Here is a 26,384-nt window from a genome sequence, read left to right as displayed (position 1 = left end):
GACCGTTCACCGCGCATCCGAAGGTCGATCCCGTCACCGGCGAGATGAATTTCTTCGGCTACAATGCCGGCGGGATGTTCAGTCCCACGATCTCGTTCGGCGCAATCGATGCGGCCGGCATCGTCAGGCGTTTCGAACGTTTCGAGGCCCCCTATGCCAGCATGGTGCACGACTTCATTGTCACCGAAAACCATCTGCTGTTTCCGATCCTGCCGATTACCGGCAGCATGGACCGCGCGCGGTCAGGCCGACCGCCCTATGCCTGGGAGCCGGACAAGGGATCCTGCGTGGGTGTGATGAAGCGCGGCGGCGGCGCCGCCGACATCCGATGGTTTCGCGCCGAGGCCTGCCACGTATTCCACGTCATGAACGCCTGGGAAGACGGCGACCGCATCATTGCCGACGTGATGCAGTCGGAAGAACCACCGCTGTTCACCTATCCCGACGGCTCAGCCACCGATCCGGCAAAATCCAACGCCCGGCTGTGCCGATGGAGCTTCGATCTCGCCGCCCCTACCGACCGCTTCACGCGATGCTATCTCGACGATGCCACCGGCGAATTCCCGCGCATCGACGAGCGCCGCTCCGGCCTCGTCAGCACCCAGGGCTGGTACGCCTGCGACAATCCAGCACCCGGGGCCAGCAGCGGGTTTTCGGGGATCATGCATGTCGGACGCGGCGGCAATGCACTGGGACGCTACTTGCTGCCACTCGGCGACAGCATCTCCGAGCCTGTGTTCGTCGCACGCGGCAGCGACGCCGTCGAAGGCGATGGCTGGCTGCTCGCCGTGGTGTGGCGGGCGCGAGAAAACCGCAGCGATCTTGCGGTCTTCCATGCCGGCGATGTCGCGGCAGGTCCGACCGCGCTGGTGCAACTCGGTCACCGGGTGCCGGCGGGCTTCCACGGAAACTGGGTCGACGCGCAAGGAGCGACGCCATGATCAATCTTCTCGGCCGGCTGGTCGCCGGATTCCTGTCCACCATCATCTTCCTGGCAGTCTTCACGATCGCCGGAGACGTGCTTGTCGCCGCGGTAGTCGCCATGACAGGCGCCGCCGCGCAATTCGCTGTCGCCGCGATCGCGCACCACAAACCCGGCGCGATGGCGTGGGCCAGCGTTGTCATCGTGCTGGTCCTGACCGGAAACACGCTCGTCGGCGTCACCCCACCCGACGGCACGCTTGCCTCCCGCCAACTGGTCAGGCCAGTCGACGCCACCTGCCCGGCCCGGCTTTCGACGATTTGAGCGGAGGTCGTCCGTTACGCCAGCTCGGCTTCGCTCCCGGCATCGAACGGCACGGCGGCCAGGCCGCAAAAGGTGTAGCTGCACCCGGGCCGACCCAACGCTCGGCGCCGCGGGCGAGCCCGCCTGCATCGCAAGCTGTGCGAGTTCGACCAGACGGCTCGCGCCATCCCCAGGCTGCCGCACAATATGAAAAACACATAAGTTACTTCAATATAAGGGTTTTATCGAATACCGACATCATTTTGACAGTGTAAAGATTTTGCTTGACGGGCGCGCGTCGTATCCATAGAAAATCTTTACAGCGTCAAGATCTCTAGTTGGAAACGCCATGGCCCTCTTCCTGATCCTTGCACCGTTCGGTGCCTTCACAACGCTGATGCTGGTCGCATCCGCCACGGCGAGCCTGTTCGCCGCGGCCGCGCTCTCGCTTGCCATCATTGTCTGGGACGTGTTGCGCGGCGGCTCCGTCAAAATGCTGGCAGCGGGATCGATGCTGCTGTTCGGCGCGCTCGGCGCTTACGTCGCGCTGATCGACAATCATCTGACGCCAGCGGCCGTCCGTATCGCCGTCGATCTCGGCGTGCTGACGATTGCGCTACTGTCACTGGCAATCCGGCTGCCATTCTCGCTGCAATATGCCCGCGAGGTCGTTGACGCCGAGACTTTGAAGCTGCCCGGCTTCCTCCGGGTCAACTACATCATCACCTGGGCCTGGACCGCCGCGTTCCTGCTGATGCTGATCGTCAACGTTCTGATGATCTACTGGCCGAGCCTGCCGCTGTGGCTGGGCATTGCGCTCGCCTTTGCCGCGCGCAACGGCGCGATTTACTTCACCAGATGGTATCCGCAATACCGGATCACTAAGCACGGACCATGACGGCAGCCGGCAGCGACCGCCAAATCCTGATCCCTGTCGGCCGGGGTTCCCTGTTCGCCGGCGACATCGGTTGCGGGCAATCCATCTCCGGGAAAAGGCGATCGCCGCCCGGGTGATCGGCTTCGCGATCCACCATATCAGTCCAGCGAAATCTGCATCTGCGCGATTCCTACCTGCTGCAGCAGTTGCGGTGACGACGCCGGCGCGTTGTTGCCGTCGCCCTCATACTCCGCCACGATCGACCGCTCCCCTTGCGATAAGGCCGAGGTGGTAAACGATGCAGCACCGGTGCGGTCGAGTCCGACATGGGAGGCCAGCACGAGGTCGCCATCCCGAAACGTGACGGCGCCGGTCGGTGGCCCGTCGTCGCCGGTGATCACCGCCCGCAGGGTCACGACGGCACCGGCCGTGCAGGGATTGATGGAGGACGACACCGACACGTCCGAAGCCCCCCGCACATAGTGCGCAACCACCGCCGACTGGCTCGGCTGCACCATCAGCGGCAGGAAATCCATCGTGCCGCTATAATCGGCGCGCAGTCGGTGCGGACCGGGGCCTAGCTCGTCGACGACGATGCCGGAAGCTGACACCTTGGCCCAACCCAGCACGTTAAGCGTGGTCTCGTCGACAAAACGGACGGTACCGCCCGGCACGCCGACACCGGAACTCGTCGTCACTGACGCCTTCAAGGTCAGCCGATCGTCAGCACCGGTCGACACCGACAGTCTCACCTGCGTCGTCTCCGACATGATAACGGATTGCGCGAAAGATGAAGGAGTTTGCGCGAGCAGCAACGCCGCCGCGACAGCCACATGTTCGAATTTCAAAACCCTGTTCTCCGGTCTGCCGTCCCCCTGGATGAGGCGCTTCATCGGCGAAAAAGGTTCAAGATTCGGCTGGATCCGCCCAGCCATCGCCGGATGGCAGATCAGAGAGCTAACTACAGATAGTTATAGAATATAATTCCATTCACCGTGCTGGCCGCCGTTAACAAGGCGACCAACGCCGCGTTCACTGTGAAAGCATCAAACATGCGTGCAGCCTCAATCCGGATAGCATTCGTTCCTTATTGAAACCAACCCCTCCGAGTCGTCACCGCTTTTCTTTTTGACATGACGTCTTGCGATCGGCGGCAGAATCGAATCCGGCCCCCTCCACCGCGATCGCCCTAGAACCAGATCTGCATCGGCAGGCCGTGCGAATCGATCGGCGCGGGATCGCATGGCAGGCCGCGGATGCTGTCGCGCGCCGCCAGCGCGGCGGCGCAGGCATCGACGACGTCGTCCGCCTTCGCACCGGTACCGATGCGCCGCCTGGTCAGCCAGGCATCGAGCTCGGCGAAGCCGGCGTTGCGCAGCAGCTCGCAACGCCGCAGCAGCCCCGCGGGCTCGTGCTTGGAGAGCAGCGGCACGTCGCCATTGAGCCGCAGAAAAACCAGTTCGGGATGGGTTTCGCGGATGTCGAGCTGACGGTTCGCGCCGATGAACGAATCGACCTCGATGATCTTTTTGCCGAGATGCCAGAGCTGGCGCGACGCCTTGCTCTGCCCGCGCCGCGACGCTTCGGCATTGGCCTGGTCGGGATCGGTGAAATCCTGCCACAGCCAGCGCCGTGCGCCCCCGAACACGCGCGAGCCATGCGGACGCAGGGCTGCGCGGGCCAGACGATCACAGCCCCGATCGCCGTCCTCCGTCATCCCTATCGGGATATCGATCGCGGCGCGATCGAACATCTGATCGGCCAGCCACGACACGTCACCGGGAAACGCAATATCCCGGCGCTCGCCGTCCAGCGTGACCGCGACCCAGCCGCGCGAAAACCCGTCGAGCCCGATCGCGATCATGGTTGAGGCTCCCGCCTCAGCCCAGATTCAACTCCTTGAAGAAGTCATTACCCTTGTCGTCGATGATGATGAAGGCCGGGAAGTCCACGATCTCGATGCGCCAGATCGCTTCCATGCCGAGTTCGGGATATTCCACCACCTCGACCTTCTTGATGCAGTGCTCGGCGAGGTTCGCCGCCGCCCCGCCGATCGAACCGAGATAGAAGCCGCCATATTTCTTGCAGGCTTCGCGCACCGCGGGCGCTCGGTTGCCCTTGGCTACCATCACCATCGAGCCCCCCGCCGCCTGGAACTGGTCGACGAAGGAATCCATGCGGCCGGCGGTGGTCGGCCCGAACGCGCCCGAGGCATAACCGTCCGGGGTCTTGGCCGGACCGGCATAATAGACCGGGTGATTCTTGAAATAGTCCGGCAGCGGCTCGCCGTTCTCCAGCCGCTCGCGCAGCTTGGCATGCGCCGAGTCGCGGGCCACGATCATGGTGCCGGACAGCGACAGCCGGGTCTTGGTCGGGTATTGCGACAGCGTCGACAGGATGTCCTTCATCGGCTGGTTGAGATCAATCTTGACGACCTCGCCACCGAGCGCCTCCTCCACCGCCGGCAGGTATTGCGCCGGGTGATGCTCGAGCTCCTCGAGATAGACACCGTCGCGGGTGATCTTGCCCAGCACCTGGCGGTCCGCCGAGCACGACACGCCGAGGCCGATCGGCAAAGAGGCGCCGTGGCGCGGCAGCCGGATCACGCGGACGTCGTGGCAGAAATACTTGCCGCCGAACTGCGCGCCGACGCCGGAGGCCTGAGTCATCTTCAGGATTTCCTGCTCCATCTCGAGGTCGCGGAAGGCATTGCCGTCGGCCGAACCGGTGGTCGGCAGGGCGTCGAGATAGCGCGCCGAGGCCAGCTTCACCGTCTTCATGCACAGTTCGGCCGAAGTGCCGCCAATCACGATAGCGAGGTGGTAGGGCGGGCACGCCGCGGTGCCCAGCGTCATGATTTTCTCTTTCAGGAACGCCAGCATACGGTCCTTGGTCAGGACCGAGGGTGTGGCCTGGAACAGAAAACTCTTGTTGGCGGAACCGCCACCCTTGGCCATGAACATGAACTTGTAGGCGTCGTCGCCCTCGGCATAGATCTCGCACTGCGCCGGCATGTTGTTGGCCGTGTTCTTCTCCTCGAACATCGACAGCGGTGCGACCTGCGAATAGCGCAGGTTGCGGCGCAGATAGGCGTCGCGCGCGCCTTCGGCCAAAGCGGCCTCGTCATCTCCGTCGGTGAGCACACGAAAGCCCTTTTTGCCCATGATGATCGCAGTGCCGGTGTCCTGGCACATTGGCAGCACGCCGCCGGCGGCGATATTGGCGTTCTTCAGGAAGTCGAAGGCGACGAATTTGTCGTTCGGGCTGGCCTCGGGATCGTCGAGGATTTTGCGCAGCTGCGCCAGATGGCCGGGCCGCAGATAATGGTTGATGTCGCCGAACGCCGCCTCGGACAATGCCAGCAACGCGTCGCGCGACACCACCAGCATCTCCTTGCCCAGCACCGTCTCCACCCGGACGCCTTCGCTGCTGATCTTGCGATAGGGCGTGGTGTCGGGGCCCAGCGGAAACAGAGGGGTGTGCTTGTAGGGCGGCACGGCTTTGGGTGTCGGCACGGCGATCGGCGCATTCATGGGCGGGGCCTCGGCAGGATGAATTTGCGGCCCTTGTAGGCGCTTTCAGCCATGTTTTGAAGCGTTCAAAATGGCAGGGCAGCGCGGCGACAGGAGGACGCCCCAAAGCTCATTGCCCAGGGTCCGCTCGGCATGAAATATACTGAGCACCACGGTGCGGCCGCGCCCTTGCACGAACGCCTCGGCCGGGTTTCAATCCGCGCGGGGGGCACTCATGAAAAACCGATCCGGACTTCTCGCGCTGTTACTTCCTGGAATGCTCGCGCTGGCCGCCACGCCTGCGCGCGCCGATCGTTGCGATGATCTTGCCCGTCAGCTCAAGGGCCAGATCGACGGCCTCGGTGTCGGGCGCACCGCCGCCAATGTGATCTACCTGTCGCATCCGGCGGCAAGGCAGGTCCGGCTCGGCTGCGCCAGCCGTAACGTCAGCAATGAATTCTACGCCACCACCGACAGCCGCAAACCATCGCCGGCGTTTTTCGACCTTGTCGCCAGCGCTTCGGCGATCGTGTTCACCATCCCGAAGCCGGATACGTTGAAAGGCGCGACGCGCTGCATGGGCCGCATGGGGATCTTTCGCGGCGACGACGTACAGACACGATATCGACGACTCGACATGCGCTGCACGCGCAACAAGACGAGTGCCAGCATCACGATTTCCCGCGGCAAGGACGAATGAAGCCGAAACAGGGCGGATTCATTCGCTTCCTTCGGTCTTGAAGATACAAATGTAACGAAGCCTGATCGTCGCCGTTTACCACGCTGCCCGATACAGGCCGCTGGTCTCAAATTGAAGCTATTGATTCATTTCTCCTTGTTGCTGCGCGCGCACGGTGGGCGCGATTGAAGCAACAAGGGAATTTCAGATGAGTGTTTCGAGTGTGAGCGCCGCGCCAGTCGTAGCGAATGTCAAGCCGATCGAGGCGCTGCCGCCCGCCGTCAAGAAGGCCGAAGACGATCGTAACGACTCCCGCGTAGCGCCGCCGCCGCCGCGCGCCGCGCTGCCACCCGGTCAGGGCGCACGGATCGATCAGCTCGCCTGAGCGATTAGCGACGAACATACCAAACCAGGGCGCTGGGTCACGGATCCAGCGCCCTGTAATGCCGGAAGATGCCGTCCTCGTTGAACGCGATGCGGCGGTCGCTTTCCAGATAGGCTTTGATGTTCGGCCGTATCGCAACCCGGTCGCGCAGCTCGATCAGGGCGGGAATCTTTCGCTCAAACGCCTTCATCCGGTTCGGAAAGGCATAGCGTAGCCCCTCGATGATCTGGAACAGCGAGAGATCCACATAGGTCGCCTTGCGACCGGTGAGATAGGCGCCGTTGCCCGCGACCAGCAGTCGTTCAAAATAGCCGAGATATTTTGGCACCCGCTCAATCCAGAATTCCGCGGTACGCTTCTTCGCCGGCGCGCGCTGGTCCTCGTAATACAGCGACACGCCGAGCGGATGGTGGGTATCGTGCACCTCGGCAACAAAATCAGTGACCGTCAACTGCAACTGATGCAGCCACAGCCTTCCGGCTTCCGCTTTGGGCGCCAGGCCGTGGCGCGATCCGAGATAATGCAGGATATTGGCAGTCTGACCGATGACCAGCCGGCCGGCCTTGAGAAAGGGTGGCGCGAATGGCGGCATGTCCCCCCTGCCCTCGAGCATGCGCATCATCGAGGCTATGCCGCCCCTGCCGCGCGCCTTGTCCGTATAGTCAGCGGCGCTGTCTTCCAACGCCAGCCGAACATATTCGCCACGGCCCTGAATGGTCGGCCAGTAGTACAGTTCATATCGCATCGAAGCCCTCGCTCGTCACCTCACCGGAGTAACGGAATATCGCGGTTTTCGTCTCGGGACGCGCTGTTACGTCCGGCTCGGCCACGGCCGCGCGGTATAGTTCACGGTTCCTCAACGCTGTTTCACGATCCATGGAATATAGCCGCGGATAAGAATACCCCAGCACGACCGGTTAAGTCCGCCCGCTTATCATTATACACGGCAGACTGCGATCTGCCGGAAGCTTCGAGTGATGTTATGTTTTTCATCCATCAATTGCTGGTCATGGCCGTTGGCGCGGTATGCCTGTTCGGCAGCTGGGTCGGCATGCGCCACTTTGCCCGCGCCCGCGCCACGGCGGGCGCGACACGCCATGGCTGGCTGTTCATCGCCTCGGTTGGCACCGGCGCCGCACTATGGGCCTCCACCTTTCTCTCCATCCTGGCGCTGCAGCCGTCGCTGAACAGTGGCTTCGAGTTGCTGCCGACCGTCGCAACGCTGCCGATCGCGATCCTGTCCTGCCTTCTCGGCTTTGAAATCGGCAGCCGACACCGCCTGACGCTGGCACCGGAACTCGGCGGCCTGGTCATGGGCATCGGCATCCTGGCGATGCATTACATCGGGTTGATGGCGTGGCACATTGCCGGCACCATACAGTGGAATGTCTACGGCGTGGCGATCATCCTGCTGCTGTGTCTCAGCCTCAGCGCGCTTTCGGTGAACCGCGCCAACCGTCCGGTGACGCGCTGGTGCCGCCACGGCGCCGCCGTCGTGCTGGCGGTCATGATCTGCGCCATGCATTACGCGATGGCGGCGGCGGTCCACATGGTGCCTGAGCCGGCCATGACGCTCGCGCCCGGGCTGGTCCCGGCCCCCGTGCTCGGCGCCGGCGTCCTGCTGGCAGTGCTCTTGATGATGGGTAGCGGTTTCTCATCCTATATCATCGATCTGCGCGCGCGCACCGAATCCGCCGAGCGCATCCATCAACTGTCGTTCAACGACACCATGACCGGGCTGCCGAACCGCATCGCCTTCAACGAGCGGCTTTCCTTCGCTGCCGTGGAATCGCATGAGCTGGCGCAGAAGCTCGCGGTGTTCGCGATCGATCTCGACGGCTTCAAGGACATCAACGAAATGTTCGGCCACGGCGGCGGCGACCAATTGCTGATCGAGGCTGCCGACCGGATGCGTGGCGTCCTCGGCCCCGGCGAGTTTCTGGCGCGGCAGAGTAGCGACGAATTTCTGGGCTTGCAGCTGTCCGGCAATCATCCCGCCGACGCGGCGAAATTCGCCGGGCGCCTGGTCGATGTGTTCAACAAGCCGTTCAAAGTGCAGGGCCAGAGCATCAGACTCACCGCTTCCGTCGGCTATTCGGTGTTCCCGACTGACACCCGGGAGCGCGAACAGGTGCTCAGCAACGCCAAGCTGGCGATGCAGCGTAGCAAGAGCCAGCGGCGCGGCGCGATCTGCATGTACCAGCGCGAAATGGACGACGCCGCGCGCGCCCGCCGCGCGCTGGCGCGCGACCTGCAAAGCGCGACCGAAAACGGCGAGCTCGAATTGCATTATCAGCTGCAGGCCTCGCTGGAGGATGGCTCGATCTGCGGCTCGGAGGCGCTGATGCGCTGGAACCATCCCAATCGCGGCCTGATTTCACCGGCTGAATTCATCCCGCTGGCAGAGGAGACCGAGGCGATCATTGCGATGGGACAGTGGGCGCTACGTACCGCATGCCGCGACGCGGCCGCGGGCGCGCTTCCCGGCATCATCGCGGTCAACCTGTCGCCGGTACAGTTCAGCCGTGACGATCTCGCGGAGACCATCCACGCTATCCTGATCGACACAGGGCTGTCGCCGCGCCGGCTCGAAGTCGAAATTACCGAATCGACGCTGATGTCCGACCAAACCCGAAGTCTGCAGATTCTCCGTCGGTTGAAAGCAATGGGCATCTCGATCGCGATGGACGATTTCGGTACCGGTTATTCGTCGCTGGCCACGCTGCACGCGTTTCCGTTCGACAAGATCAAGCTCGATCAGTCGTTTGTACGGCGAATTCCCGACGATTCCGCCGCCCGCGCCATCGTACGCACAATACTGGCACTGGGCCGCAGCCTCGGCACGCCGGTGCTGGCGGAAGGCATCGAGACCCGGGCCCAGTGGGATTTTCTGCTGAATGAAGGCTGCGACAAGGGCCAAGGCTATCTGTTCGCGAGGCCGGTGCCGCTTGCAAAGCTGCCGGCGGCGATAGTGGCCGCTGAGAAGTTTTCGCATGATGAGGCGCCGTCGATAAATGCACCGAAAGATAAACTCGCCGTCGCCTGAAGGCGTCCGTTTCCCGGACGCAGCGCAGCGCGCAAGGCTGCGTCCGGGGCACATCTGAGTGACGCGAGCGACGACTAGTTCGTCGCAAAGCAGTACAGCAGGCCGTCGCCGCCGGTCGTCTTCAGGTCGGCTTGCGAGCAGCCGCCATCCGGACCGCGCGACGGATGCGAGGTGTTCCATGATTTCGCCGGCGGCTGGTCATCAAGTCCGATGCGATCGATATGACCGACCATCGCGGCGCCCTGGACGCTGCTTGTCCAGTTCTTGCAAGTGCGGTCCTCTCCGGCGGCAAAGGCCGTGCCGTCAGGTTGCGAGCCGGTCAGCACATCATGGCGATTCGGGGTATCGCCACGGCCGTTGATGACCTCGCCCTTCTCGCTCAGCGAGGTCTGCTTCGATAGATTATTGCTGCCGTGCAATTCGGCAACATCTTTGGCAACCACCGCGCCCTTGGCATTTTTCCATGGACCTGCGCCAATCCGGTCACGGGCATTGATCGCCGGCTGGCCGTCGACTGGCTGCGTCGACAGATAGGCACGCCAGGTTTTGGCGCCGGCGCCCGCGGCCTGCGCCAGCGTCTGGCACTGGTTGTCGGCGCCGGCGAGGCCGCCGAGATTGCCGCCATTACCGATGCCGGCGCCGGTGACGAAGAAGCTGGTGTCAATGCCCTGCGCCGTGGCGGGCTGTGCCGTCACCAAAGTGACGGCGATGGCGCCGGCACACAGGCCGACACGCGAGATCGTTATAAAGTGATCGGACATGGTTCCTCCCGTTGATTTCAGCAAAGCCGTCGCAATGAAAACGGCGTCGCAACAGATCAACACGACGCTGCGCGGATTATTCCCAGCATCGCTGGAATTGACCTTTAATCCGGCAAAGAAAAAGGCGTCGCGGAATCATCCGCGGCGCCCTTCTCCAATCGATGTCCGCGGGCTTAGGCCTGCTGGATAGCCGACAGCTCCCAGCTGGCATTCTTCGGTCGCACGAAGGTCCAGACTTCGGTGGCTTCGGTCGGCGCGTCACTGCCGGCGACCAGACGGTCGGTGCCGCGCTCCAGTGTCTTGTCGATGAAGGTGAAGCGCATCGCGACGGAGGCGTAGTCGGTCTCGCCTTCGCGCCAGGATTCCGCAAGGTCGCCCTGCAACAGCTTGACGTTGGACACCTTGTTGACGTCGTTGCGGGCCTTGTTTTCTTCAAGATCCTTGGTGAAGTACGAGACCATTTCCGGCGTTGCCAGGGTGTGCAGCTTGGCCACGTCCTCTTCCGACCAGGCGGCCTGCACGTCCACAAGCAGCTTCTCGAAGGCTTCGTAGTCGGCCGGAACGATTTCCAGCGGCGCGGCGTTGGCGCCGATGCCAAAACCGGTACGATAGCTGGTCTGCGCGCCCGGGCCGACGTCGGGTCCGGCCGCCGGGCCGGCATACGCCGACGCGGTCTGGTTCTGGTTGCGGCGCTGCCACCATGACATTGCGAGGCGCACGACAATGATGATCAGGCCGACCTGCAGGATCAGGCCGAAGATCGACGACAGGCCACCGAGGCCGGAGAACATGCCGCCGCCGAACAGCATGCCGAGCAGGCCGGCGCCAAGGAAGCCGGCGGCGAGGCCGCCGAGCATGCCCATGCCCGGACGATTGAAGAAGCCGCCCTTGGCCGCGCCCGCTGCGGGCGCCGCGTTCATGCCGGGGCTGCCCGGCTGGGTCATGGTGCGGTTGAACGGCTGCGCCGCATTGGGCGCCGTCGAGGTGCTGGGCGGCGCGGCGAAGGTGCGCGTGCCGCGTGAGCCCGAGCTGCCACCGCCGCCGACGCGGGCGTCGGCAGCCGAGACTGCGAGCATCAACGGCATCGCCACCGATAGGACGACGGCCATCATCTTGAGAAGGCCGCGCGTACGGATGGTGAAATTCATGTCTGTTCCCTTAATCCCCGGCAGGGGGAAGCCTCACTAAGATGGCCACGCAGGCCTGAAAAGAAAGCACTGATCGCGAAGTTGGGCTGCGGCCCTCGGTCGCGGGATGTGACGTTCAGGTGGGAAAATCCATGTTGCAGCGCAAAAGAAGCCGCCGTTACGACGGGGTCATGGTTTCCTTGACCTTGGCGATTAGCGCGCTCAGCGCAAACGGCTTGGCCAGGAACGCGAATTGTTCGTTTTCCGGCAGGCTCTTCTCGAACGCTTCCTCGGCGTAGCCGGACACGAAGATGATCTTCAGATCCGGATTGCGCGCCCGCATTTCCTTGAGCAGCGTGGGCCCATCCATCTCCGGCATCACCACGTCGGACACCACGAGGTCGACGGCGCCCTCGCGCTCTTCCAGCACTTCCATCGCCTCGAGGCCGTTCGATGCCTCGACGACGGTATAGCCACGCGAACGCAGGCCGCGGGCGTTCAGCGAGCGCAGGCCCTCCTCGTCCTCAACCAGCAGGATGGTGCCCTGCCCGGTAAGATCGGTGCGCGGCTTGGCCTCGGCAGCCGCTTCCCTCGCGGCGGCGATCGCCAGCGCGGGATCGACAGCGACTTCCTTCTCCTGATGATGCCGCGGCAGGAAGATCCGGAACGAGGTGCCCTTGTTGGCTTCGGAATCGACATAAATGAAGCCGCCGGTCTGCTTGACGATGCCGTACACCGTCGAGAGGCCGAGGCCGGTGCCCTTACCGACTTCCTTGGTGGAGAAAAACGGCTCGAAGATCTTCTCGACAATGTCGGCGGGAATGCCCGTGCCGGTATCGGTGACGTCGATCCGGACATAATCCGCTGGCGGCATGCCCTTGTAGGACATCCGCTCGGTTTCCAGCGCGGGTACGTTGACGGTGCGAACCGTCAGGGTGCCGCCATCGGCCATGGCATCGCGCGCATTGACCGCGAGATTGACGATCACCTGCTCGAACTGCGAGACGTCGACCTTGACCGGCCACAGGTCACGGCCGTGCACCAGGTCGAGTTTGACCTTCTCGCCGATCAGCCGGCGCAGCAGCATGGTGAGGTCGGACAATGCATCGCCGAGATGCAGCACCTGCGGACGCAGCGTCTGGCGGCGTGAGAACGCCAGCAATTGCCGAACCAGCGTCGCGGCGCGCGTCGCGTTCTGCTTGATCTGCATGATGTCCTGGAACGACGGGTCGGTTGGCTTGTGCGCGTTCAGCAGGAAATCATTCGCCATCATGATGGCGGATAGCACGTTGTTGAAGTCGTGAGCGATGCCGCCGGCGAGCTGGCCGACCATATCCATCTTCTGCGACTGGTTGATCTGGTTCTCGAGCGTACGGCGCTCGGTGGTCTCCAGCATATAGACGATCGCGGCCTCGGTTTCGCGCTCGTCCTCTTCCACCGCGGTGACGAAGAACTGGCCCCAGCGCTCCTTGGCGCCTTCCAGCAGCGCCTCGACCGGCGGAATATCGCCCTGCCCTTCGGCGGCGTGCCCGATCGCCGCGATCAGCAGGCTTCGGTCTCGGTCGCTGACCGCCGACAGAATCGACTTGTTGACGGCACCGGACGCGCTGAGGCTCTGCGCCAGCTTGGCGAAACGCGCATTGCCGCGCACCACGGTTCCCGCGCGATCGACCGTCGCAATGGCCATCGGAGTATGGTCGAAGAAGCGCATGAAACGCACTTCAGCGGCGCGCTGCGGATCGGAGCGCTCGTCGCGGGCACGGCTGATCACCAAGGTACGGGATGCGCCGGGGACGCCGTCGGCGCCAAACGCCAGCTTGTGATAGAGCCGCACCGGCATGGTCTTGCCGTTGCGCATCCGCAAATCGATGTCGAAAACTTCGGTCTTGACCTCGCCAGGGACCGGCACGATCGAGGTCAGCAGCGAGGCGCCGTCGCCGGAAACGATATCGGTTAGCTTAAGGCCGCCGGAGCCGATTTCGGCAAGATCATGGTCCAGCCAATTCGCCAGCGTGGCGTTGACATAGACCAGCTCGCCCTTCGGATTGACCGAGAAGAAACCGCACGGCGCATGGTCGAGATATTCGATCGCATGCTGCAGCTCCTGGAACACGTCTTCCTGACGTTCGCGATCCCTGGTGATGTCGGCAAGCGACCACACCGCGGACTTGGCCTCTCGCTTGCTGGTGCCAAGTGGACGGACACGCATCCGCAGCCAGCGACCGTGGGTACCGTCAGCAGCGGCGACACGGACTTCTTCCTGCTGACGCTTGCCCTCGCGGGCCGCCTTGAGCAGCCGGAATACAGCTTCGGATACGTCGGGATTACCGATGAAGACCCGCTCTACCGGACGCGCATCCTGCGCGTTGACCGCTCCCGTCAGCACCAGATAGGCGGCATTGGCATAGACGACGTGACCGCGGGCATCAGTCACCGCGACACCGTCGAAGGCATAGTCGGTCACCGAACGCATGATCGGATCATCATTGCTGCGATCGGCGAAGCGGACGATGCCGGCGGCAAAGGCAAACAGAGTGAACAGCCCGACCATCGCCAGCAGGGCCAGCAGGCCGAGAATATAGGGCTGCGCCTGAGAGCGGCCGAGCGCCATGAACCCCGCCGCGCAGGCGATGATCGCGGCGGCGATCAGCAGCACCAGAAATATGCTGCCGCCGCGCCGCACCGGCTCATTCGCCATCGGTTCGTCAGTCGCCTGTTCCCGGGCGTTCATCGAGATCGGGCGATCATGGTCGGTTTCGGCGGTCATCGGACGGTCGGTCGCCTGTTCGCAGCGGTAATGGCGCGGGCTTGCGCCACTCCTGAGTGCCTCAATCGGACCGGGACACGCAAGCGCCGCGTCGACCGTCGCGGAGCTAATCCGCTGATTCGCGCCGCGTTCCATCCGCCCCCTGACCGATGCGGCGTCATGTCCGGCGTCCGGACAATCCGCGTTTCAGGCCCATGACGTAGCCGATAATTTCGGCCACCGCATGATAGTGCTCGTTGGGAATTTCCTGGTCGATCTTGACGGCGGCGTAGAGCGCGCGGGCCAGCGGCACGTTCTCAACGATCGGAATATCGTGCTTGCCGGCGATTTCCCGGATCTTCAGCGCGATATTGTCCATGCCCTTGGCGACGCAGATCGGCGCGGCCATGCCGCGCTCATAGGACAGCGCCACGGCGAAGTGGGTCGGGTTGGTGATGATCACGGAGGCCTTCGGCACCGCAGCCATCATCCGCTTCTTCATCATCTGATGGCGCAATTGCCGGATCTTACCCTTGATGTGCGGGTCGCCTTCGGACTGCTTGTGCTCGTCCTTGACCTCCTGCAGCGTCATCTTCAGCTTTTCGTACCAGGTGCGATACTGGAAAAAGAAGTCGGCAATCGCGACGGCGGCGAGCATCACAACCACCGACGTCAGCAACTCCAGCGTCAGCGACGTGGAGACGCCGAGGATCACCGAAGGATCGAAATGCACCATGGCGTCGAGGCGGAAGCGCTCAGGCCACAGCACGATGCACATCACCGCGCCGAGGGCGATCAACTTGAACAGGCCCTTCAGGAAATTCGCGGCGGCCTGCTTGCCGAATACCCGCTTGAAGCCCTCGGCCGGCGAGATCTTGCTGAATTTCGGCGTCAGCCCTTCGGGCGAGAACACCAGCCGGTGCTGGATCATGTTGCCACCAACGGCGGCGATGATCAGGAACAGAAACGGCATGCCCATCGCCGACAGTACCGAATAGGCCAGGCTCTTGCCCAGCAACAGCAGACCCGGCCCATCAGTGCGTATCATCCAGGAATTCTGCAGCAGGCCACGCATCGGAACCAGCAGTCCGGTACCGACCGAGCTGCCGAACGATGACAGCACCAGCGTCGCGCCAGCCAGCAGGAACCAGGTATTGACCTCCTGGCTCTTGGCGACATCACCGCGTTGATGGGCGTCATCCAGCCGTTTTTGTGACGGATCATGTGTTTTGTCTTCGTCACTGTCGTCTGACATATCTCAGCTTTCAGATCCGCGGGATCATCTGGTGCATGACGCCGATAAAATATTCGAGGTAGGTGCTCATGATGGTTGCCAGCACGGCGGCGAAGATCAGGAAGCCGACCAGAATGGAGAGCGGCACGCCGACGAAATACACCTGCATCTGCGGCATCAGCCGCGCCAGCACGCCCAGCCCGATATTGAAGACCAGGCCAAACACCAGAAAAGGCGCCGAGAGCTGAATTCCGATCTTGAAGGCCGCTGCGAACGCATTGGTGGCAAGCTGCGCGACGTCGCCGGTCGACATCACTTCGCCGGGCTTGAAAATATTGTAGCTGTCATTCAGCGCGGAGATCACCAGATGATGCGTATCGGTGGCGAACAGCAGCGATATCCCGAGGATGGTAAGAAAATTGCCGATCAGCACGCCCTGCTGGCCCTGGGTCGGATCCACCGACGACACGAAACCAAGCCCGAGCTGCTGGGCGATAACCGAGCCCGCCACCTGCAGCGCCGACAGCGTCACCCGCGCGGTGGCGCCAAGTACGACGCCGATCACGATTTCATGCACCATCAGCACCAGCAGCGGCACGATCGACCCCATGTCCACATTGTAGTCGGCGCGGTGCAGCGGCAGGATGATAATGGTCAGCGCCAGCGCGATCGACAGCTTGACGCGCGCCGGAATGTTGGCCTCGCCCAATCCGGGCAACAGCATTACCATGGTGCCAATGCGGGCGAACGCCAGAATGAAGGCGGCGGCGAGGGCGGGCAGAAGCGAGACATCGATGCGCATGGCGGATTGTGCATCACCCTCCGATGATTCGCGACGATATCCGCAACATATAGCTGTTCAGCGCGTCGCCCATGAACGGCAGCGCCAGGATCAGCGTCATGAAGATAGCAATGATTTTCGGCACGAACACCAGCGACTGCTCCTGGATCTGGGTCAGCGCCTGCACCAGCGACACCACGACGCCGACCACGAGGCCGACCACCATCAGCGGGCCGGACACGATGACGATGGTCCAGATCGCATCACGCGCGACGTCGAGGGTTTCGGGGCCGGTCATCGTAAATCCAATCTCGGAATATTGTTTTCATCATTGCGAGGAGCGAAGCGACGCGGCAATCCAGAAGCCGCAAACCGAAGACTGGATTGCTTCGTCGCAAGTGCTCCCCGCAATGACGGCTGCTTAGACAGGGCACGTCGCCCTTAGATCGGCATCTTCATGATGTCTTCATAGGACTGGATGACGCGGTCGCGCACCGAGACCAGGGTGGAGACGGCGACGTCGGTTTCCGCCACCGCGGTCACCACATCCATCACATTGGCCTTGCCATTGGTCATGGCGACGGTCTGCGCGTCGGATTTGCGACCGGCATCCAGCACGCTGCCGAGCGCGTCTTTCAGCATCGCGCCGAATGAAGCGCCGCCGCCCTCGGCGGCCTTGCCGATCCCGGCGCCGACGCCGCCACCGGCGTCCATGATACGGGAAAGGCTCGCATAGGCGTTAGCGGCGACGGAGGGGGATGCCATGGCTCAGGTTTCCTGTTCAGGCCTTGAGAATATCGAGGGTGCGCTGAATCATCCGGCGCGTCGCACTGATGATGTTGAGATTGGCTTCGTAGGACCGCTGCGCCTCTTTCAAATCAGTCATTTCCACCAGCGAATTGACGTTGGGGTATTTGACGTTGCCGGAAGCATCGGCCGAGGGATTGCCGGGCTCATATTTCAGCGGAAAGGCCGTCGTATCAGGCCTGATACGCCCCAGCGCGACGACCCTGGCATCCAGCGTGCGGTCCAGTTGAGAAACGAAGGTTGGCACCTTGCGGCGATACGGATCGCCGCCGGCGGTCTGCGCGGTCGACTGGGCATTGGCGACGTTTTCGGAGATGACGCGCATGCGACCGGCCTGGGCGCGCAGGCCCGAGGTCGCGATACCCATGGAGCGGCCGAAATCACTGCTGTCGTCTGCCATGATAAAATCTCCCTAGCGTCCGGTTGTGTCAGCGCTTGCCAATGGCGGTCTTCAGCAGGCCGAGGCTGCGGGTGTAGAGCGAGGTCGCCGCCGCATAATCCATCTGGTTGGCCGAAACCTTCATCATTTCGTCCTCGAGATTGACCGCGTTGCCGGCCGGCCGGGTCTCGTAGCCACCGCGATTATTCGCCGCGAAACTGGAGTTTCCGCCGGAGCCCGCAATGCTGGTTCCGCTGGCACGCATCATCGGAAGCTGCCCCATGGCGCCGCCGGCGGCGGCATTGCCGATCTTGTCGAATTTCGGTTCCACGAGGTCACGCGGCTTGAAATTCGGCGTATCCGAATTCGAGACATTCTCGGCCAATACACGCTGGCGCTCCTGATGCCACTGCATCTTGGTGCGCAGCGCCGACAACATGGGCATGTCGCTGATCGCCATCGGCTCTCTCCGTCGCTCCGGACAACATGTCCTCAGCTAGGCAGAATTTGCCGCCCGCGTGGTTAACACCGGGTTAATTTCCGGCGGAACTACTTACCGAAACGTAAATGTTTGGCGGAAAAGCGCGATTTTTCAGCTTACCGGATCGCTTTTTGGCCTGATTTCTTGCGTTAACCACGCCCGCGAGCCAGAAGCTGGAGCGGCAGAAGTCGTTTTGGCCATGGCGATTCATAGTTTATTATTCGCAACCGGCAGCTTCTGCCGGCGGGCGTTAACAGGTAGGGCGTGACTCACGCGGCATTCGGCGTTGCTGTATCCTGCGACCGAAACCGACCGAATCTTCCGCGCGACGACGGCACTATTTGCTGGGGACTAAAGCATGCAGACACCACTTACGTTCTTTTTCGCCTTCGTGGTTGTGCTGGCACTGATCGGGCTGGCCGCGTGGCTGGTTCGCCGTTTCGCCGGCAATCGCCTTGGCGCCAATGCCAACCGCGGCCGGATGCCCCGCCTCGCCGTGATCGATGCCGCCGCCGTCGATGGTCGCCGGCGTCTTGTCCTTGTACGTCGCGATAATGTTGAACATTTGCTGATGATCGGCGGCCCCTCCGATATCGTGGTCGAGTCCAATATCGTGCGCGCCGTACCGGGGCGCGATGCCGGTCCGCAACGCGGCAGCGACGCTCTGCGCAATCCGCCGGCGGCCGAAGCCCCAAGCTGGTCCGAGCATGAATCCAGCTTCGATCATTCCGAACCGGAGGTGGCGCCGCGCCCGGCCCGGCCGCTGTTTGCCGAAGAGCCACGCCGCCCATCCGCCGCCATGCCCGAGCGCCGGCCGGAGCCGGTCAGCAATTTCACGCCAGAACCCGTGGCCCGGATTGAGCCGCGCAGCGAAGCGGTGACGCCAAAGCCGGTGCCCCGCAGCGAGATGCCGCGCAGCGAATCGATAATACCGCGCCCGATGCGCGCCGATCCGCCGATCCGCGTCACCCCGCCGCAGCGCGCTACCGAGCGCTCTCCGTTCCCGGAACGGCCGCCGCTTCCTGAACGCCCCCCCATCCCGGAACGCGCCCCGATCGCGGAGCGCGCCACCGTGACGGAGCGCAGCATTGTTCCTGAGTATGCCCCGCCCCCCGGATTGCCACCCGCTCCTGCGGCTGCCCCGCCCGCGCCTTCGGCGGACCAAAATCTAGCCGACATGGCGCAGCGCCTCGAAGCGGCCCTGCGCCGCCCCACAAGCGAGCCGCGTTCCGAGCCCGCCGAACCGCGCATTGGTGCGCCACCGGTAGCGTCGGAACCGACGCCGGGCCGCCTGGCGCCGCGCATGCCCAGCGAGATTTCGATCTCGAATCCGTCGCGCAGTGACGCCGCGGCGCCGGTTGCCCCTCCCGTCAAGACCGGTTTTGAAAATCTCGAAGACGAGATGGCGTCCCTGTTGGGCCGTCCAAAGTCGCATTCGTGAGATCGGCATTCTTTCCGCGTAGAGTAGCTTTCCTCCTGACACTGATCGCCGCCGGATCGCTTGGCGATACGGCGTTCGCGCAGGACATCAGCATCAATCTCGGCGCCGGCAATGGCGGCGTCACCGAACGCGCGATCCAGATGATCGCGTTGCTGACGGTGCTGTCGATCGCCCCGTCGATCCTGATCATGATGACGTCGTTCACCCGCATCGTGGTAGTGCTGTCGCTGCTGCGAACGGCGCTGGGCACCGCGACCGCGCCGCCGAACTCGGTGATCATCGCGTTGGCGATGTTTCTTACCGCCTTCGTGATGGGGCCGGTGCTGCAGAAATCCTACGATGACGGCATCAAGCCGCTGGTCGCCAACGAGATATCAGTCGAGCAGGCGCTGCTACGCGCCTCGGTTCCGCTGCGCGGCTTCATGATGAAGAATGTTCGCGAGAAGGACCTCAAACTGTTCCAGGACCTGTCCGGCGAACCGATCCCGGCGACGCCGGACGAGATGTCGCTGCGGATCATCGTGCCGGCCTTCATGATCTCCGAATTGAAGCGCGCTTTCGAGATCGGCTTCCTGCTGTTCCTGCCGTTCCTGATCATCGATCTGGTCGTGGCCTCGGTGCTGATGTCGATGGGCATGATGATGCTGCCGCCGGCCGTGGTGTCACTGCCGTTCAAGCTGATCTTCTTCGTGCTGGTGGATGGCTGGTCGCTGGTCGCCGGCAGCCTGGTGCAGAGCTACGGGCAGTAGCGGGCCAACTCTGGCCCCTCCACCGTCATTGCGAGGAGCCAACGGGTCCGGCTTCGCCGGCCCGATGATAAACTCCGCGACGCGGCAATCCAGAGAGCCGCAAGCGCCGAAAGAGCTGGATTGCTTCGTCGCAAAGGCCCTCACAATGACGGGGCGAGACCGTGCCCCTACCTCGTCATCTCGATCTTGCGCACATTGACCAGCGGCCGGATCGAGCCGGTCGGTGCCGGGTCAGCGGCGGCGCCCGGCACCGTGGCCCTGGCGCTGTTTTCCGGGAAACGCACCTTCATCTCGCGCAGGAAGCCGTCCAGCGTGTCGACCGAGGCCGCCATCTTGGCAATGGCGGCGAATTCGGAATTGTTGCCGGAAGCCGGCTGGCTGGCAATGTCGAACGCGACCTTGTCGCTGCCGGTATTCATCAATGGCGCGTATTTGTCGCGAAAGCGGGCAATGCCGAGCGCATCGTCCGCAAGCGCATAACCGACCATGGCGCGCACCACATCGCTCTTTTCGGCCGCCGTGAGCGGCGTGAAATCGCGCCAGCGGTCGGCGTAATAAAGTTCAATCTGTTCGGAAGCCTCGCGCCAGCGCCGCGCCGACCAGTAGATGTCGGAGCGCAGCCGGATCGCTTCGCGGCCGCTGATATTGGAGATGATGTCGAGCGCGAGATCGCGGCGGCCGATGTCGCTCTGGGCGCGCGCCTCCAGCAGCAAACGCTGCTGGCGCAACTCGCCGGCGAGGTCGGCGATCCGCGTGGTGCGCAGGGCGGAAATCGCACGCTCGGGCTTGCGGCCCATCAGATAGACCATCGACAGCCGCGCCGCGACCTGCGCGCGCGCGGCGCCTTCGAGGCGGTGATCGACCTGGTACTGCAGCAGCTCGGCGGCCTGATCCAGCAGGTCGACGGCGACCAGCCGATCCGCCAGCCGGCGGATCATTTCGTCGCCGCGCCGCCCGATCGGGGTCAACTCACGGAACTCATAAAACATCGCCAGCGCATCCACCGGCGGCAGTTCGTCGCCCTTCGGGGTCAGGAAGATCTGCGCGAACAGGGCCTGCGCGTCATCCTGCACCTGGCGCGCGGCATCGCTGTTGGACTGCCGTTCGGTCGCCGTCCGCGCGGCCATCAGCGAGTCGTTGTAGCGACCGCGATCGGCATACATGCGCGACAGGATCTGCAACGCCTGAACCTCGATGCCGTCGCCCCGCCACATGATCGACAGCACTTCCAGCTCGTGCATCGCGTCGTCGTTGCTGATGTCCTTGTTCTTCTGGCGCAATACGATTTCGCGCAGCTTGGCTTCCGAGGACGCGGCGCGGTCCGGTGACGCGACCACTTCCTTGTATTTCGCCAGCGCGTCCTTGTCGCGGCCGAGCGCCTCGTCGAGCCAACCTGACAGCATCAGCGCCACCGGCCGCGCCTCCGGCTTGATTCCCACCAGCTCCAGCTCGCTGCCCCGCGCCGATGCGCTGGCGTAATCCTTGACCTCGAGCGCGGCGCGCAGCGCCTGCAATACCGCGATCCGCTGCAGGTCCACCGGCAGTGACGAAATCGCCAGATCGGCGTTCTTGAATTTTTCGCGCGCCTGCACCCATTTTTCCTGTCGCGCATAGGCCAGCGCCTTCCACAGCTCGGAATCATAGCCGGGGTTCAGCACCGGGTTGGCGACGTCCTTGAGCGCCTGCTCGGGGCGTCCCATCAGCACGCTGGCCACCGCGTGAACGATCAGCGCCACCGGGTTTTCCTGGCCCACCTTTGAATCCGCGATCGCCAGATCCGCGACGCCCTTGGCTTCGTGGTACAGGCCGCGCGCCATATAGAAGCGCGACAGGTCCACGCGCGCCCCGGTGCGGGAGTTGGCATCGGCAACCGAGGCCGCGTTGATCAACTGGTCGAAGCGATCCTTGAACGGCCCTTCCTGATCCTTCGCCCACTGCCCGACGTCGAAGATCGGCCGGGCCACCGAGGCGCTACGCTGCGGGGCCGCGTCCGCCGCTGACAGTGTCAGCCCGCCGGGCCGGGTCATGATCACCTTGTCGATACCGGTCTCGACCGTGACCTCGTCGGAATTCAGCTGCACCACCACGCCATGAATGGATTCCAGCACCGAGAACTCGACGAAGTCCTGGCGCCGGATAAAGCCGCGCGACGGCGGCAGCGCAGTTACCACCGTCAGCATGTCACCGGCGTCGGGGTCGACCAGCCGGTGCATCAGGCCGGGTCGGGTCAATGGCACATGCACATTGGCCTGTTTGGGATCGGCGATGTTGCGAACCGCCGACAACGGCTGCGACGGCGTCTGCCTTGTGTCGGCGAGCATCACCGACCAGCTGCTTCCGGCGCCGGCCAGATCATCCGCGACCAGCGAGGCCAGTTGCGGCCGGTTCAGCCGCATCCGAATCGCCTGCCCCTTTTCCAGCTTGACGGTGCTGACGTCGGCTACGACGGAGCCGGCCTCGCGGCGCAGCGGCGCGGTGTCGATCGGTTTGGCGGAGTCCACCACCAGCCACAGCATGTCGCCACGGCGAAACAACGCCACAGGGGTCGGCGCCGCGAAGGCCAGGGTCACGCGTAACCCCTCGCTACTGCGCTTGATCTCAAGCGGCATGCCCGGTGTTTCGACAGGGCTTTCGGCGACCACAGGCACGGATGCCGCCGGCACGGCCTCGGCTTCCCTGACCGCGGCAACTTCCGCGGCTGCGGCCGGCTTGATCACCGGTTCGGGCTTTGCCGCCTCGATTTTCAGCGGCTCTGCCTTTGCCGGTTCAGCCTTGGCCACTTCAGCCTTGGCCACCTCGGTTTTCGGCGCTTCAATCTTGGGAGCTTCAACCTTCGGCAGTTCAACCTTGGCAGGCTCGACCTTGACCGCGACCTTCTTGTCCATCGCCGCGTCGCGGGCGATCGACTCCGAGGTCGGCGGCACGATTTCGCTGGCGCGCGGCGACGGCGGGGCTTCACGCCCCGGCCTCTCGACCGGTGCGGCCGTGGCTGGGGCCGCGGCCGGCATCTTGGCCAGCGGCGACGGCTTGTCGTTCTGCTGAAATCCGATGTCGACGACGTAGTTCTTGTCTTCGCGGAACGAGTGCACATCGACATCGCCGATCAGCCCGATCTCCACCGCGGTCCGGTTGCCGTCCACAGCCTGACCGATCGACGAGATGTTGGACGGCGCCGACAATTTGGCATCGGCCAGATCGAACACCAGACCGGCGTTGAAGGTCAGTGCCAGCGTCTTGTCGGACAGCGCGGTCGACACGCCGACGCCGTCCGGCAATTCGAACACGAAACGCACGAAAGTCGGCTGCACCGAGGCGCGCACCCGGATCGGCGGCTTTTTCTTGCCTTCCGACGCCGCACGCTGCTGGCGCAGCGCGCGCTCGGCGACGCGCGCGCGGTCCGCCAGTTCCTTGACGACATCCTGCGGCAGGCCGGGCGGCAAGCCCTTCCAGTTGTCCGGCAGCAGATCGATGAAGATACGCTCGCCGGCCGTCATCGAATTGATGGTCACCTTGCGCGCCAGCGCCAGCCTGATCGCCGAACCATCGGGATCGCGCCGGGCCGAGCCGACATATTCGGGCGCGCTGTCGGATAGGATATCGATCGGGACATCGACCGGGCGCTTGAAGCGAATGACGAGAATGGTGCCGGCCTGCGTGACCTCGGTCTCGACATCCTCGGAAAGCTTGACAACGATGCGGGCAAAGCCGCCGGAGACCACCATGGTCGCGGTGCCCTTGACGTCCTGGGACTGCGCAGCACCAGCGTACAGAAGTGGAGACAACACGGCCACCGCGATCCACGCGTAACGCCGAACGGCCCGCGTCCATGCGCGAGCGAGCGTCCAACTTGCTACGGCAGCCCTGCGCGTCATGGCGACGTGTCTCTCAGCCCGATGATCTCTGGGCGATGAATGCCCCGCCTCTGTTTGAATCTAGATTCCGCGGTCTAAGGAGTTGTTAATGAATCGCTTTAATTCCGGCTCACCGGCAACGGCTTGCCTTCAATCTTGGGAAGATCCGCCGCCGACGCGGAGCGGTCGCCACCAGCGGCACGGCGGGCCAGTTCGACAGTGAGGCGCTCGGCCGCCTCCGGCTGCATCAGGCCGAGAATGTCGGACATTTTTCGCGGCGCGATCTGCGAGGCAATGTCGAACAGCACCGGCATCTCCAGCCGGTCGAATATCTTGGCGGCGTCCTTCGGCTTCATGCCCTCATACATCGTGATGATGCCCTTGAAGCGCGCGACATCAGCCTCGCCCTTCTGGTCGGTCGCGGTCTTGATGCCGGCCTGGACGCCCTTCAATTCATCGACGCGGGATTCAATGCGCTTTTCAGCGGCCTTCAACAGGCTTTCGCGAATATCGATCTCGCGCGCGCGCGCTTCCAGTTCCTGGCGGCGCGCTTGCAGCCGCTCCAGGATCGCACGTTCCGACGCGGAGACCTGCGGAACGGGCTCGGCGGCGACGGGGGCCGCTTCAGCCGGCTTCGCTACTTCGGGCGCCGAGACAATCGGCTTGCCATGGGAATCCTTGGCGCCGCCTTCGTCCTTCTTGGCGGCCGTCGAGCCGGTAATGTCATTGCTCTCCTGCGACCTGCCACCCGGGAAATTGAACGTCTCCTGCGCCCACGATTTCCCCGGCGCGTTGGGCTTGTAGTCGAATACGTAGCTGCCATCGATCAGCAGTCCGGCGATCTTGAGCACGGCCAGGCAAAAGATGGCGACCAGCACCACAGGAATGACGCGAATGTCCCGGAAAGCGTTCATGCAGCGATGCCGTCAGGCCTCCTGCGCTCGGCGAAGGCCTGCGCCGCGGCGGCGTTGGCGCGCGCCGCCGACATTTTTGGCGCGGCGGCTTCCGGCTCGGGCTCGGCCAGCGGCCGTGCCGCCACCGCGATGCGCGACAACCGTCGCAGCACATTGTCGCTTTCGGCCAACTGCCCCTTGAGCTGGTCGGCGAGCGAGGTCGCCAGTGCGATCTGGCTGCCGAGGTGCTCGTTGACGTCGCGCACCGTGTGCTTGAGCCCGCCAATCGCGCGTTCGGCGATCTCGGTCACGGTGATCAGCTCACCGATCGTCGCCTTCAGCGACTGCTCGTCCGCTTTCAGCCGCTTCAGGCGGGTGTTGAGCAGCATGCAGTAGCAGATGGTCAGAATGAGCAGCGCTGCGACAAGGCTCTCGATCACTATTCCGATTGAGTGGTTCATTGTGCCTCCATCAACTTGGTTTGCTCATCCGCCTTTTCGAACATCGCAAAGGTGGTGTTTGGTTTGCGCAACTGTTTGGTCACGCGGATCGCCACACGGTCGCCGACCCGGCCCATGCGGCCTTCGGTCAGGATGACATCGCCGCAACGCACCGAGACCAGCGCGTCGGCGCGCATTTCGAGCGGCAGCGTGTCGCCCACTTTCAGCATCATCAATTGCTTCAGCGGGATTTCGGCCTCGTACAACACCGCGTCGACCGAAATCTGCGCCTGCGCGATTTCGGTGGCGAGATGGCTCTCCCAGATCGGGTCGCGGCCGAATTTTTCGCCCATGAACATCTGCATCAACACGGCGCGGATGGGTTCGATGGTGGCGTAGGGCAGCAGCAATTCGATATTGCCGCCACGGTCTTCCATATCGATGTGCAACCGCACCAGGATCGCGGCGTTGGCCGGACGGCTGATCGCAGCGAAGCGCGGATTGGTCTCGAGCCGGTCGATGCTGAAGGTCACCGGCGACAGCGGCCGGAACGCCTGTTCGGCGTCAGCCAGCACGACTTCCAGCAGCCGCTTGACAAGATTGGTTTCGATGGTGGTGTAGGGTCTCCCCTCGATGCGCAGCGCCGCGCCGCCGCGACGGCCGCCAAGCAGCACGTCGATCATCGAATAGATCAGGCTGGAATCGACCGTGGCGAGACCGAAATTCTCCCACTCCTCGGCCTTGAACACGCACAGCACGGCCGGCAACGGCACCGAGTTCATATAGTCACCGAACCGCACCGAGGTGATGCGGTCGAGCGAGACTTCGACGTTGTCGGAGGTGAAATTGCGCAGGCTCGTCGTCATCAGCCGCACCAGGCGGTCGAACACGATTTCGAGCATCGGCAGACGCTCATAGGACACCATCGAGGAATCGATGATGGCGCGAATGCCGGAATTTTCGTCGAGAT

The 26,384-nt window shown here is 63.5% G+C and carries 25 protein-coding genes; 8 read left to right on the top strand and 17 right to left on the bottom strand.

Features of this window, described 5'->3' with window-relative positions:
* The 3 genes from Q0S16_RS21925 to Q0S16_RS21915 form a co-directional block, all read left to right on the top strand.
* Window positions 1–941, top strand: a 941-nt coding sequence (locus Q0S16_RS21925) for a carotenoid oxygenase family protein (protein WP_295853065.1), incomplete at its 5' end; no start/stop codon positions are given.
* Window positions 938–1,246: a hypothetical protein gene (locus tag Q0S16_RS21920; protein WP_295853063.1), complete on the top strand. Its 309-nt coding sequence runs from the start codon at window positions 938–940 to the stop codon at window positions 1,244–1,246. The genes Q0S16_RS21925 and Q0S16_RS21920, both read left to right, overlap by 4 nt.
* Before the next feature lie 328 nt (window positions 1,247–1,574).
* A complete protein-coding gene (locus tag Q0S16_RS21915) occupies window positions 1,575–2,123 on the top strand; it encodes a hypothetical protein (RefSeq protein WP_295853059.1) in 549 nt (182 codons plus the stop codon).
* Between the two features lie 137 nt (window positions 2,124–2,260).
* On the opposite strand, the gene Q0S16_RS21910 is transcribed toward Q0S16_RS21915, so the two are convergent.
* The 3 genes from Q0S16_RS21910 to Q0S16_RS21900 form a co-directional block, all read right to left on the bottom strand.
* Window positions 2,261–2,995: an Ig-like domain-containing protein gene (locus Q0S16_RS21910; protein ID WP_295853056.1), complete on the bottom strand. Its 735-nt coding sequence runs from the start codon at window positions 2,993–2,995 to the stop codon at window positions 2,261–2,263.
* Window positions 2,996–3,291: 296 nt separating this feature from the next.
* On the bottom strand, window positions 3,292–3,966 hold the full coding sequence (locus Q0S16_RS21905; RefSeq protein ID WP_295853053.1) for a DUF429 domain-containing protein: 675 nt from the start codon (window positions 3,964–3,966) through the stop codon (window positions 3,292–3,294).
* 16 nt (window positions 3,967–3,982) lie between these two features.
* Complete coding sequence (locus tag Q0S16_RS21900) at window positions 3,983–5,635, bottom strand: fumarate hydratase (RefSeq protein ID WP_295853050.1); 1,653 nt, start codon at window positions 5,633–5,635, stop codon at window positions 3,983–3,985.
* 214 nt (window positions 5,636–5,849) lie between these two features.
* Here Q0S16_RS21900 and Q0S16_RS21895 point away from each other — a divergent pair, with 214 nt between their 5' ends.
* Together Q0S16_RS21895 and Q0S16_RS21890 are read left to right on the top strand one after the other, a co-directional pair.
* Window positions 5,850–6,314, top strand: a complete 465-nt coding sequence (locus Q0S16_RS21895; RefSeq protein WP_295853047.1) for a hypothetical protein — start codon at window positions 5,850–5,852, stop codon at window positions 6,312–6,314.
* A 187-nt stretch (window positions 6,315–6,501) separates the two neighbouring features.
* Window positions 6,502–6,678 (top strand): hypothetical protein, encoded by a 177-nt coding sequence (locus tag Q0S16_RS21890; protein ID WP_295853044.1) that lies wholly within the window; start codon window positions 6,502–6,504, stop codon window positions 6,676–6,678.
* 37 nt (window positions 6,679–6,715) lie between these two features.
* On the opposite strand, the gene Q0S16_RS21885 is transcribed toward Q0S16_RS21890, so the two are convergent.
* Window positions 6,716–7,423, bottom strand: a complete 708-nt coding sequence (locus Q0S16_RS21885) for a glutathione S-transferase (RefSeq protein ID WP_295853041.1) — start codon at window positions 7,421–7,423, stop codon at window positions 6,716–6,718.
* Between the two features lie 237 nt (window positions 7,424–7,660).
* Between Q0S16_RS21885 and Q0S16_RS21880 the strand changes: the two genes are divergently transcribed.
* On the top strand, window positions 7,661–9,724 hold the full coding sequence (locus tag Q0S16_RS21880; protein ID WP_295853038.1) for an EAL domain-containing protein: 2,064 nt from the start codon (window positions 7,661–7,663) through the stop codon (window positions 9,722–9,724).
* Window positions 9,725–9,798: 74 nt separating this feature from the next.
* Here Q0S16_RS21880 and Q0S16_RS21875 read toward each other — a convergent pair whose 3' ends face one another.
* The 9 genes from Q0S16_RS21875 to flgB form a co-directional block, all read right to left on the bottom strand.
* Window positions 9,799–10,485, bottom strand: coding sequence for a lectin (locus Q0S16_RS21875; protein WP_295853034.1), 687 nt, complete (start codon window positions 10,483–10,485; stop codon window positions 9,799–9,801).
* 173 nt (window positions 10,486–10,658) lie between these two features.
* Complete coding sequence (locus tag Q0S16_RS21870; protein WP_295853029.1) at window positions 10,659–11,633, bottom strand: TIM44-like domain-containing protein; 975 nt, start codon at window positions 11,631–11,633, stop codon at window positions 10,659–10,661.
* Window positions 11,634–11,790: 157 nt separating this feature from the next.
* Complete coding sequence (gene cckA, locus Q0S16_RS21865; protein WP_295853025.1) at window positions 11,791–14,379, bottom strand: cell cycle histidine kinase CckA; 2,589 nt, start codon at window positions 14,377–14,379, stop codon at window positions 11,791–11,793.
* A 157-nt stretch (window positions 14,380–14,536) separates the two neighbouring features.
* A complete protein-coding gene (gene flhB, locus Q0S16_RS21860) occupies window positions 14,537–15,613 on the bottom strand; it encodes a flagellar biosynthesis protein FlhB (protein WP_295853023.1) in 1,077 nt (358 codons plus the stop codon).
* A 10-nt stretch (window positions 15,614–15,623) separates the two neighbouring features.
* Window positions 15,624–16,394 (bottom strand): flagellar biosynthetic protein FliR, encoded by a 771-nt coding sequence (fliR, locus tag Q0S16_RS21855; RefSeq protein ID WP_295853021.1) that lies wholly within the window; start codon window positions 16,392–16,394, stop codon window positions 15,624–15,626.
* Window positions 16,395–16,407: 13 nt separating this feature from the next.
* Window positions 16,408–16,671, bottom strand: a complete 264-nt coding sequence (gene fliQ, locus Q0S16_RS21850; protein WP_295853018.1) for a flagellar biosynthesis protein FliQ — start codon at window positions 16,669–16,671, stop codon at window positions 16,408–16,410.
* 143 nt (window positions 16,672–16,814) lie between these two features.
* Entirely contained in the window at window positions 16,815–17,138 is a 324-nt protein-coding gene (gene fliE, locus Q0S16_RS21845; RefSeq protein ID WP_295853015.1) for a flagellar hook-basal body complex protein FliE, read from the bottom strand.
* Window positions 17,139–17,154: 16 nt separating this feature from the next.
* On the bottom strand, window positions 17,155–17,580 hold the full coding sequence (gene flgC, locus Q0S16_RS21840; RefSeq protein WP_295853012.1) for a flagellar basal body rod protein FlgC: 426 nt from the start codon (window positions 17,578–17,580) through the stop codon (window positions 17,155–17,157).
* Window positions 17,581–17,608: 28 nt separating this feature from the next.
* Window positions 17,609–18,019, bottom strand: a complete 411-nt coding sequence (gene flgB / locus Q0S16_RS21835; RefSeq protein WP_295853009.1) for a flagellar basal body rod protein FlgB — start codon at window positions 18,017–18,019, stop codon at window positions 17,609–17,611.
* A 379-nt stretch (window positions 18,020–18,398) separates the two neighbouring features.
* Between flgB and Q0S16_RS21830 the strand changes: the two genes are divergently transcribed.
* Window positions 18,399–19,481, top strand: a complete 1,083-nt coding sequence (locus Q0S16_RS21830) for a flagellar biosynthetic protein FliO (RefSeq protein ID WP_295853006.1) — start codon at window positions 18,399–18,401, stop codon at window positions 19,479–19,481.
* A complete protein-coding gene (gene fliP / locus Q0S16_RS21825; RefSeq protein ID WP_295853001.1) occupies window positions 19,478–20,230 on the top strand; it encodes a flagellar type III secretion system pore protein FliP in 753 nt (250 codons plus the stop codon). Before Q0S16_RS21830 ends, fliP begins: the two co-directional genes overlap by 4 nt.
* Window positions 20,231–20,397: 167 nt before the next feature.
* On the opposite strand, the gene Q0S16_RS21820 is transcribed toward fliP, so the two are convergent.
* From Q0S16_RS21820 to fliM, 4 genes are all read right to left on the bottom strand, one after another.
* Window positions 20,398–24,015, bottom strand: a complete 3,618-nt coding sequence (locus tag Q0S16_RS21820) for a tetratricopeptide repeat protein (protein ID WP_295852998.1) — start codon at window positions 24,013–24,015, stop codon at window positions 20,398–20,400.
* A 185-nt stretch (window positions 24,016–24,200) separates the two neighbouring features.
* On the bottom strand, window positions 24,201–24,995 hold the full coding sequence (locus tag Q0S16_RS21815) for a flagellar protein FlbB (protein WP_295852994.1): 795 nt from the start codon (window positions 24,993–24,995) through the stop codon (window positions 24,201–24,203).
* A complete protein-coding gene (locus Q0S16_RS21810; RefSeq protein ID WP_295852991.1) occupies window positions 24,992–25,435 on the bottom strand; it encodes a DUF6468 domain-containing protein in 444 nt (147 codons plus the stop codon). Before Q0S16_RS21810 ends, Q0S16_RS21815 begins: the two co-directional genes overlap by 4 nt.
* The coding region (gene fliM / locus Q0S16_RS21805) for a flagellar motor switch protein FliM (protein WP_295852988.1) at window positions 25,432–26,384 on the bottom strand (953 nt) is incomplete at its 5' end. The genes fliM and Q0S16_RS21810, both read right to left, overlap by 4 nt.

The organism is Tardiphaga sp. (assembly GCF_025356345.1).
Lineage (GTDB): Bacteria > Pseudomonadota > Alphaproteobacteria > Rhizobiales > Xanthobacteraceae > Tardiphaga.
Note: the sequence above shows the minus strand (reverse complement) of the source record. Positions and strands in the feature narration are given on the sequence as shown.

Coding starts and splice junctions, on each gene's coding strand:
- Q0S16_RS21920 (WP_295853063.1), top strand. CDS start 938: ATGATCAATCTTCTCGGCCGGCTGGTCGCCGGATTCCTGTCCACCATC.
- Q0S16_RS21915 (WP_295853059.1), top strand. CDS start 1,575: ATGGCCCTCTTCCTGATCCTTGCACCGTTCGGTGCCTTCACAACGCTG.
- Q0S16_RS21910 (WP_295853056.1), bottom strand. CDS start 2,995: ATGAAGCGCCTCATCCAGGGGGACGGCAGACCGGAGAACAGGGTTTTG.
- Q0S16_RS21905 (WP_295853053.1), bottom strand. CDS start 3,966: ATGATCGCGATCGGGCTCGACGGGTTTTCGCGCGGCTGGGTCGCGGTC.
- Q0S16_RS21900 (WP_295853050.1), bottom strand. CDS start 5,635: ATGAATGCGCCGATCGCCGTGCCGACACCCAAAGCCGTGCCGCCCTAC.
- Q0S16_RS21895 (WP_295853047.1), top strand. CDS start 5,850: ATGAAAAACCGATCCGGACTTCTCGCGCTGTTACTTCCTGGAATGCTC.
- Q0S16_RS21890 (WP_295853044.1), top strand. CDS start 6,502: ATGAGTGTTTCGAGTGTGAGCGCCGCGCCAGTCGTAGCGAATGTCAAG.
- Q0S16_RS21885 (WP_295853041.1), bottom strand. CDS start 7,423: ATGCGATATGAACTGTACTACTGGCCGACCATTCAGGGCCGTGGCGAA.
- Q0S16_RS21880 (WP_295853038.1), top strand. CDS start 7,661: ATGTTTTTCATCCATCAATTGCTGGTCATGGCCGTTGGCGCGGTATGC.
- Q0S16_RS21875 (WP_295853034.1), bottom strand. CDS start 10,485: ATGTCCGATCACTTTATAACGATCTCGCGTGTCGGCCTGTGTGCCGGC.
- Q0S16_RS21870 (WP_295853029.1), bottom strand. CDS start 11,633: ATGAATTTCACCATCCGTACGCGCGGCCTTCTCAAGATGATGGCCGTC.
- cckA (WP_295853025.1), bottom strand. CDS start 14,379: ATGACCGCCGAAACCGACCATGATCGCCCGATCTCGATGAACGCCCGG.
- flhB (WP_295853023.1), bottom strand. CDS start 15,613: ATGTCAGACGACAGTGACGAAGACAAAACACATGATCCGTCACAAAAA.
- fliR (WP_295853021.1), bottom strand. CDS start 16,394: ATGCGCATCGATGTCTCGCTTCTGCCCGCCCTCGCCGCCGCCTTCATT.
- fliQ (WP_295853018.1), bottom strand. CDS start 16,671: ATGACCGGCCCCGAAACCCTCGACGTCGCGCGTGATGCGATCTGGACC.
- fliE (WP_295853015.1), bottom strand. CDS start 17,138: ATGGCATCCCCCTCCGTCGCCGCTAACGCCTATGCGAGCCTTTCCCGT.
- flgC (WP_295853012.1), bottom strand. CDS start 17,580: ATGGCAGACGACAGCAGTGATTTCGGCCGCTCCATGGGTATCGCGACC.
- flgB (WP_295853009.1), bottom strand. CDS start 18,019: ATGGCGATCAGCGACATGCCCATGTTGTCGGCGCTGCGCACCAAGATG.
- Q0S16_RS21830 (WP_295853006.1), top strand. CDS start 18,399: ATGCAGACACCACTTACGTTCTTTTTCGCCTTCGTGGTTGTGCTGGCA.
- Q0S16_RS21815 (WP_295852994.1), bottom strand. CDS start 24,995: ATGAACGCTTTCCGGGACATTCGCGTCATTCCTGTGGTGCTGGTCGCC.
- Q0S16_RS21810 (WP_295852991.1), bottom strand. CDS start 25,435: ATGAACCACTCAATCGGAATAGTGATCGAGAGCCTTGTCGCAGCGCTG.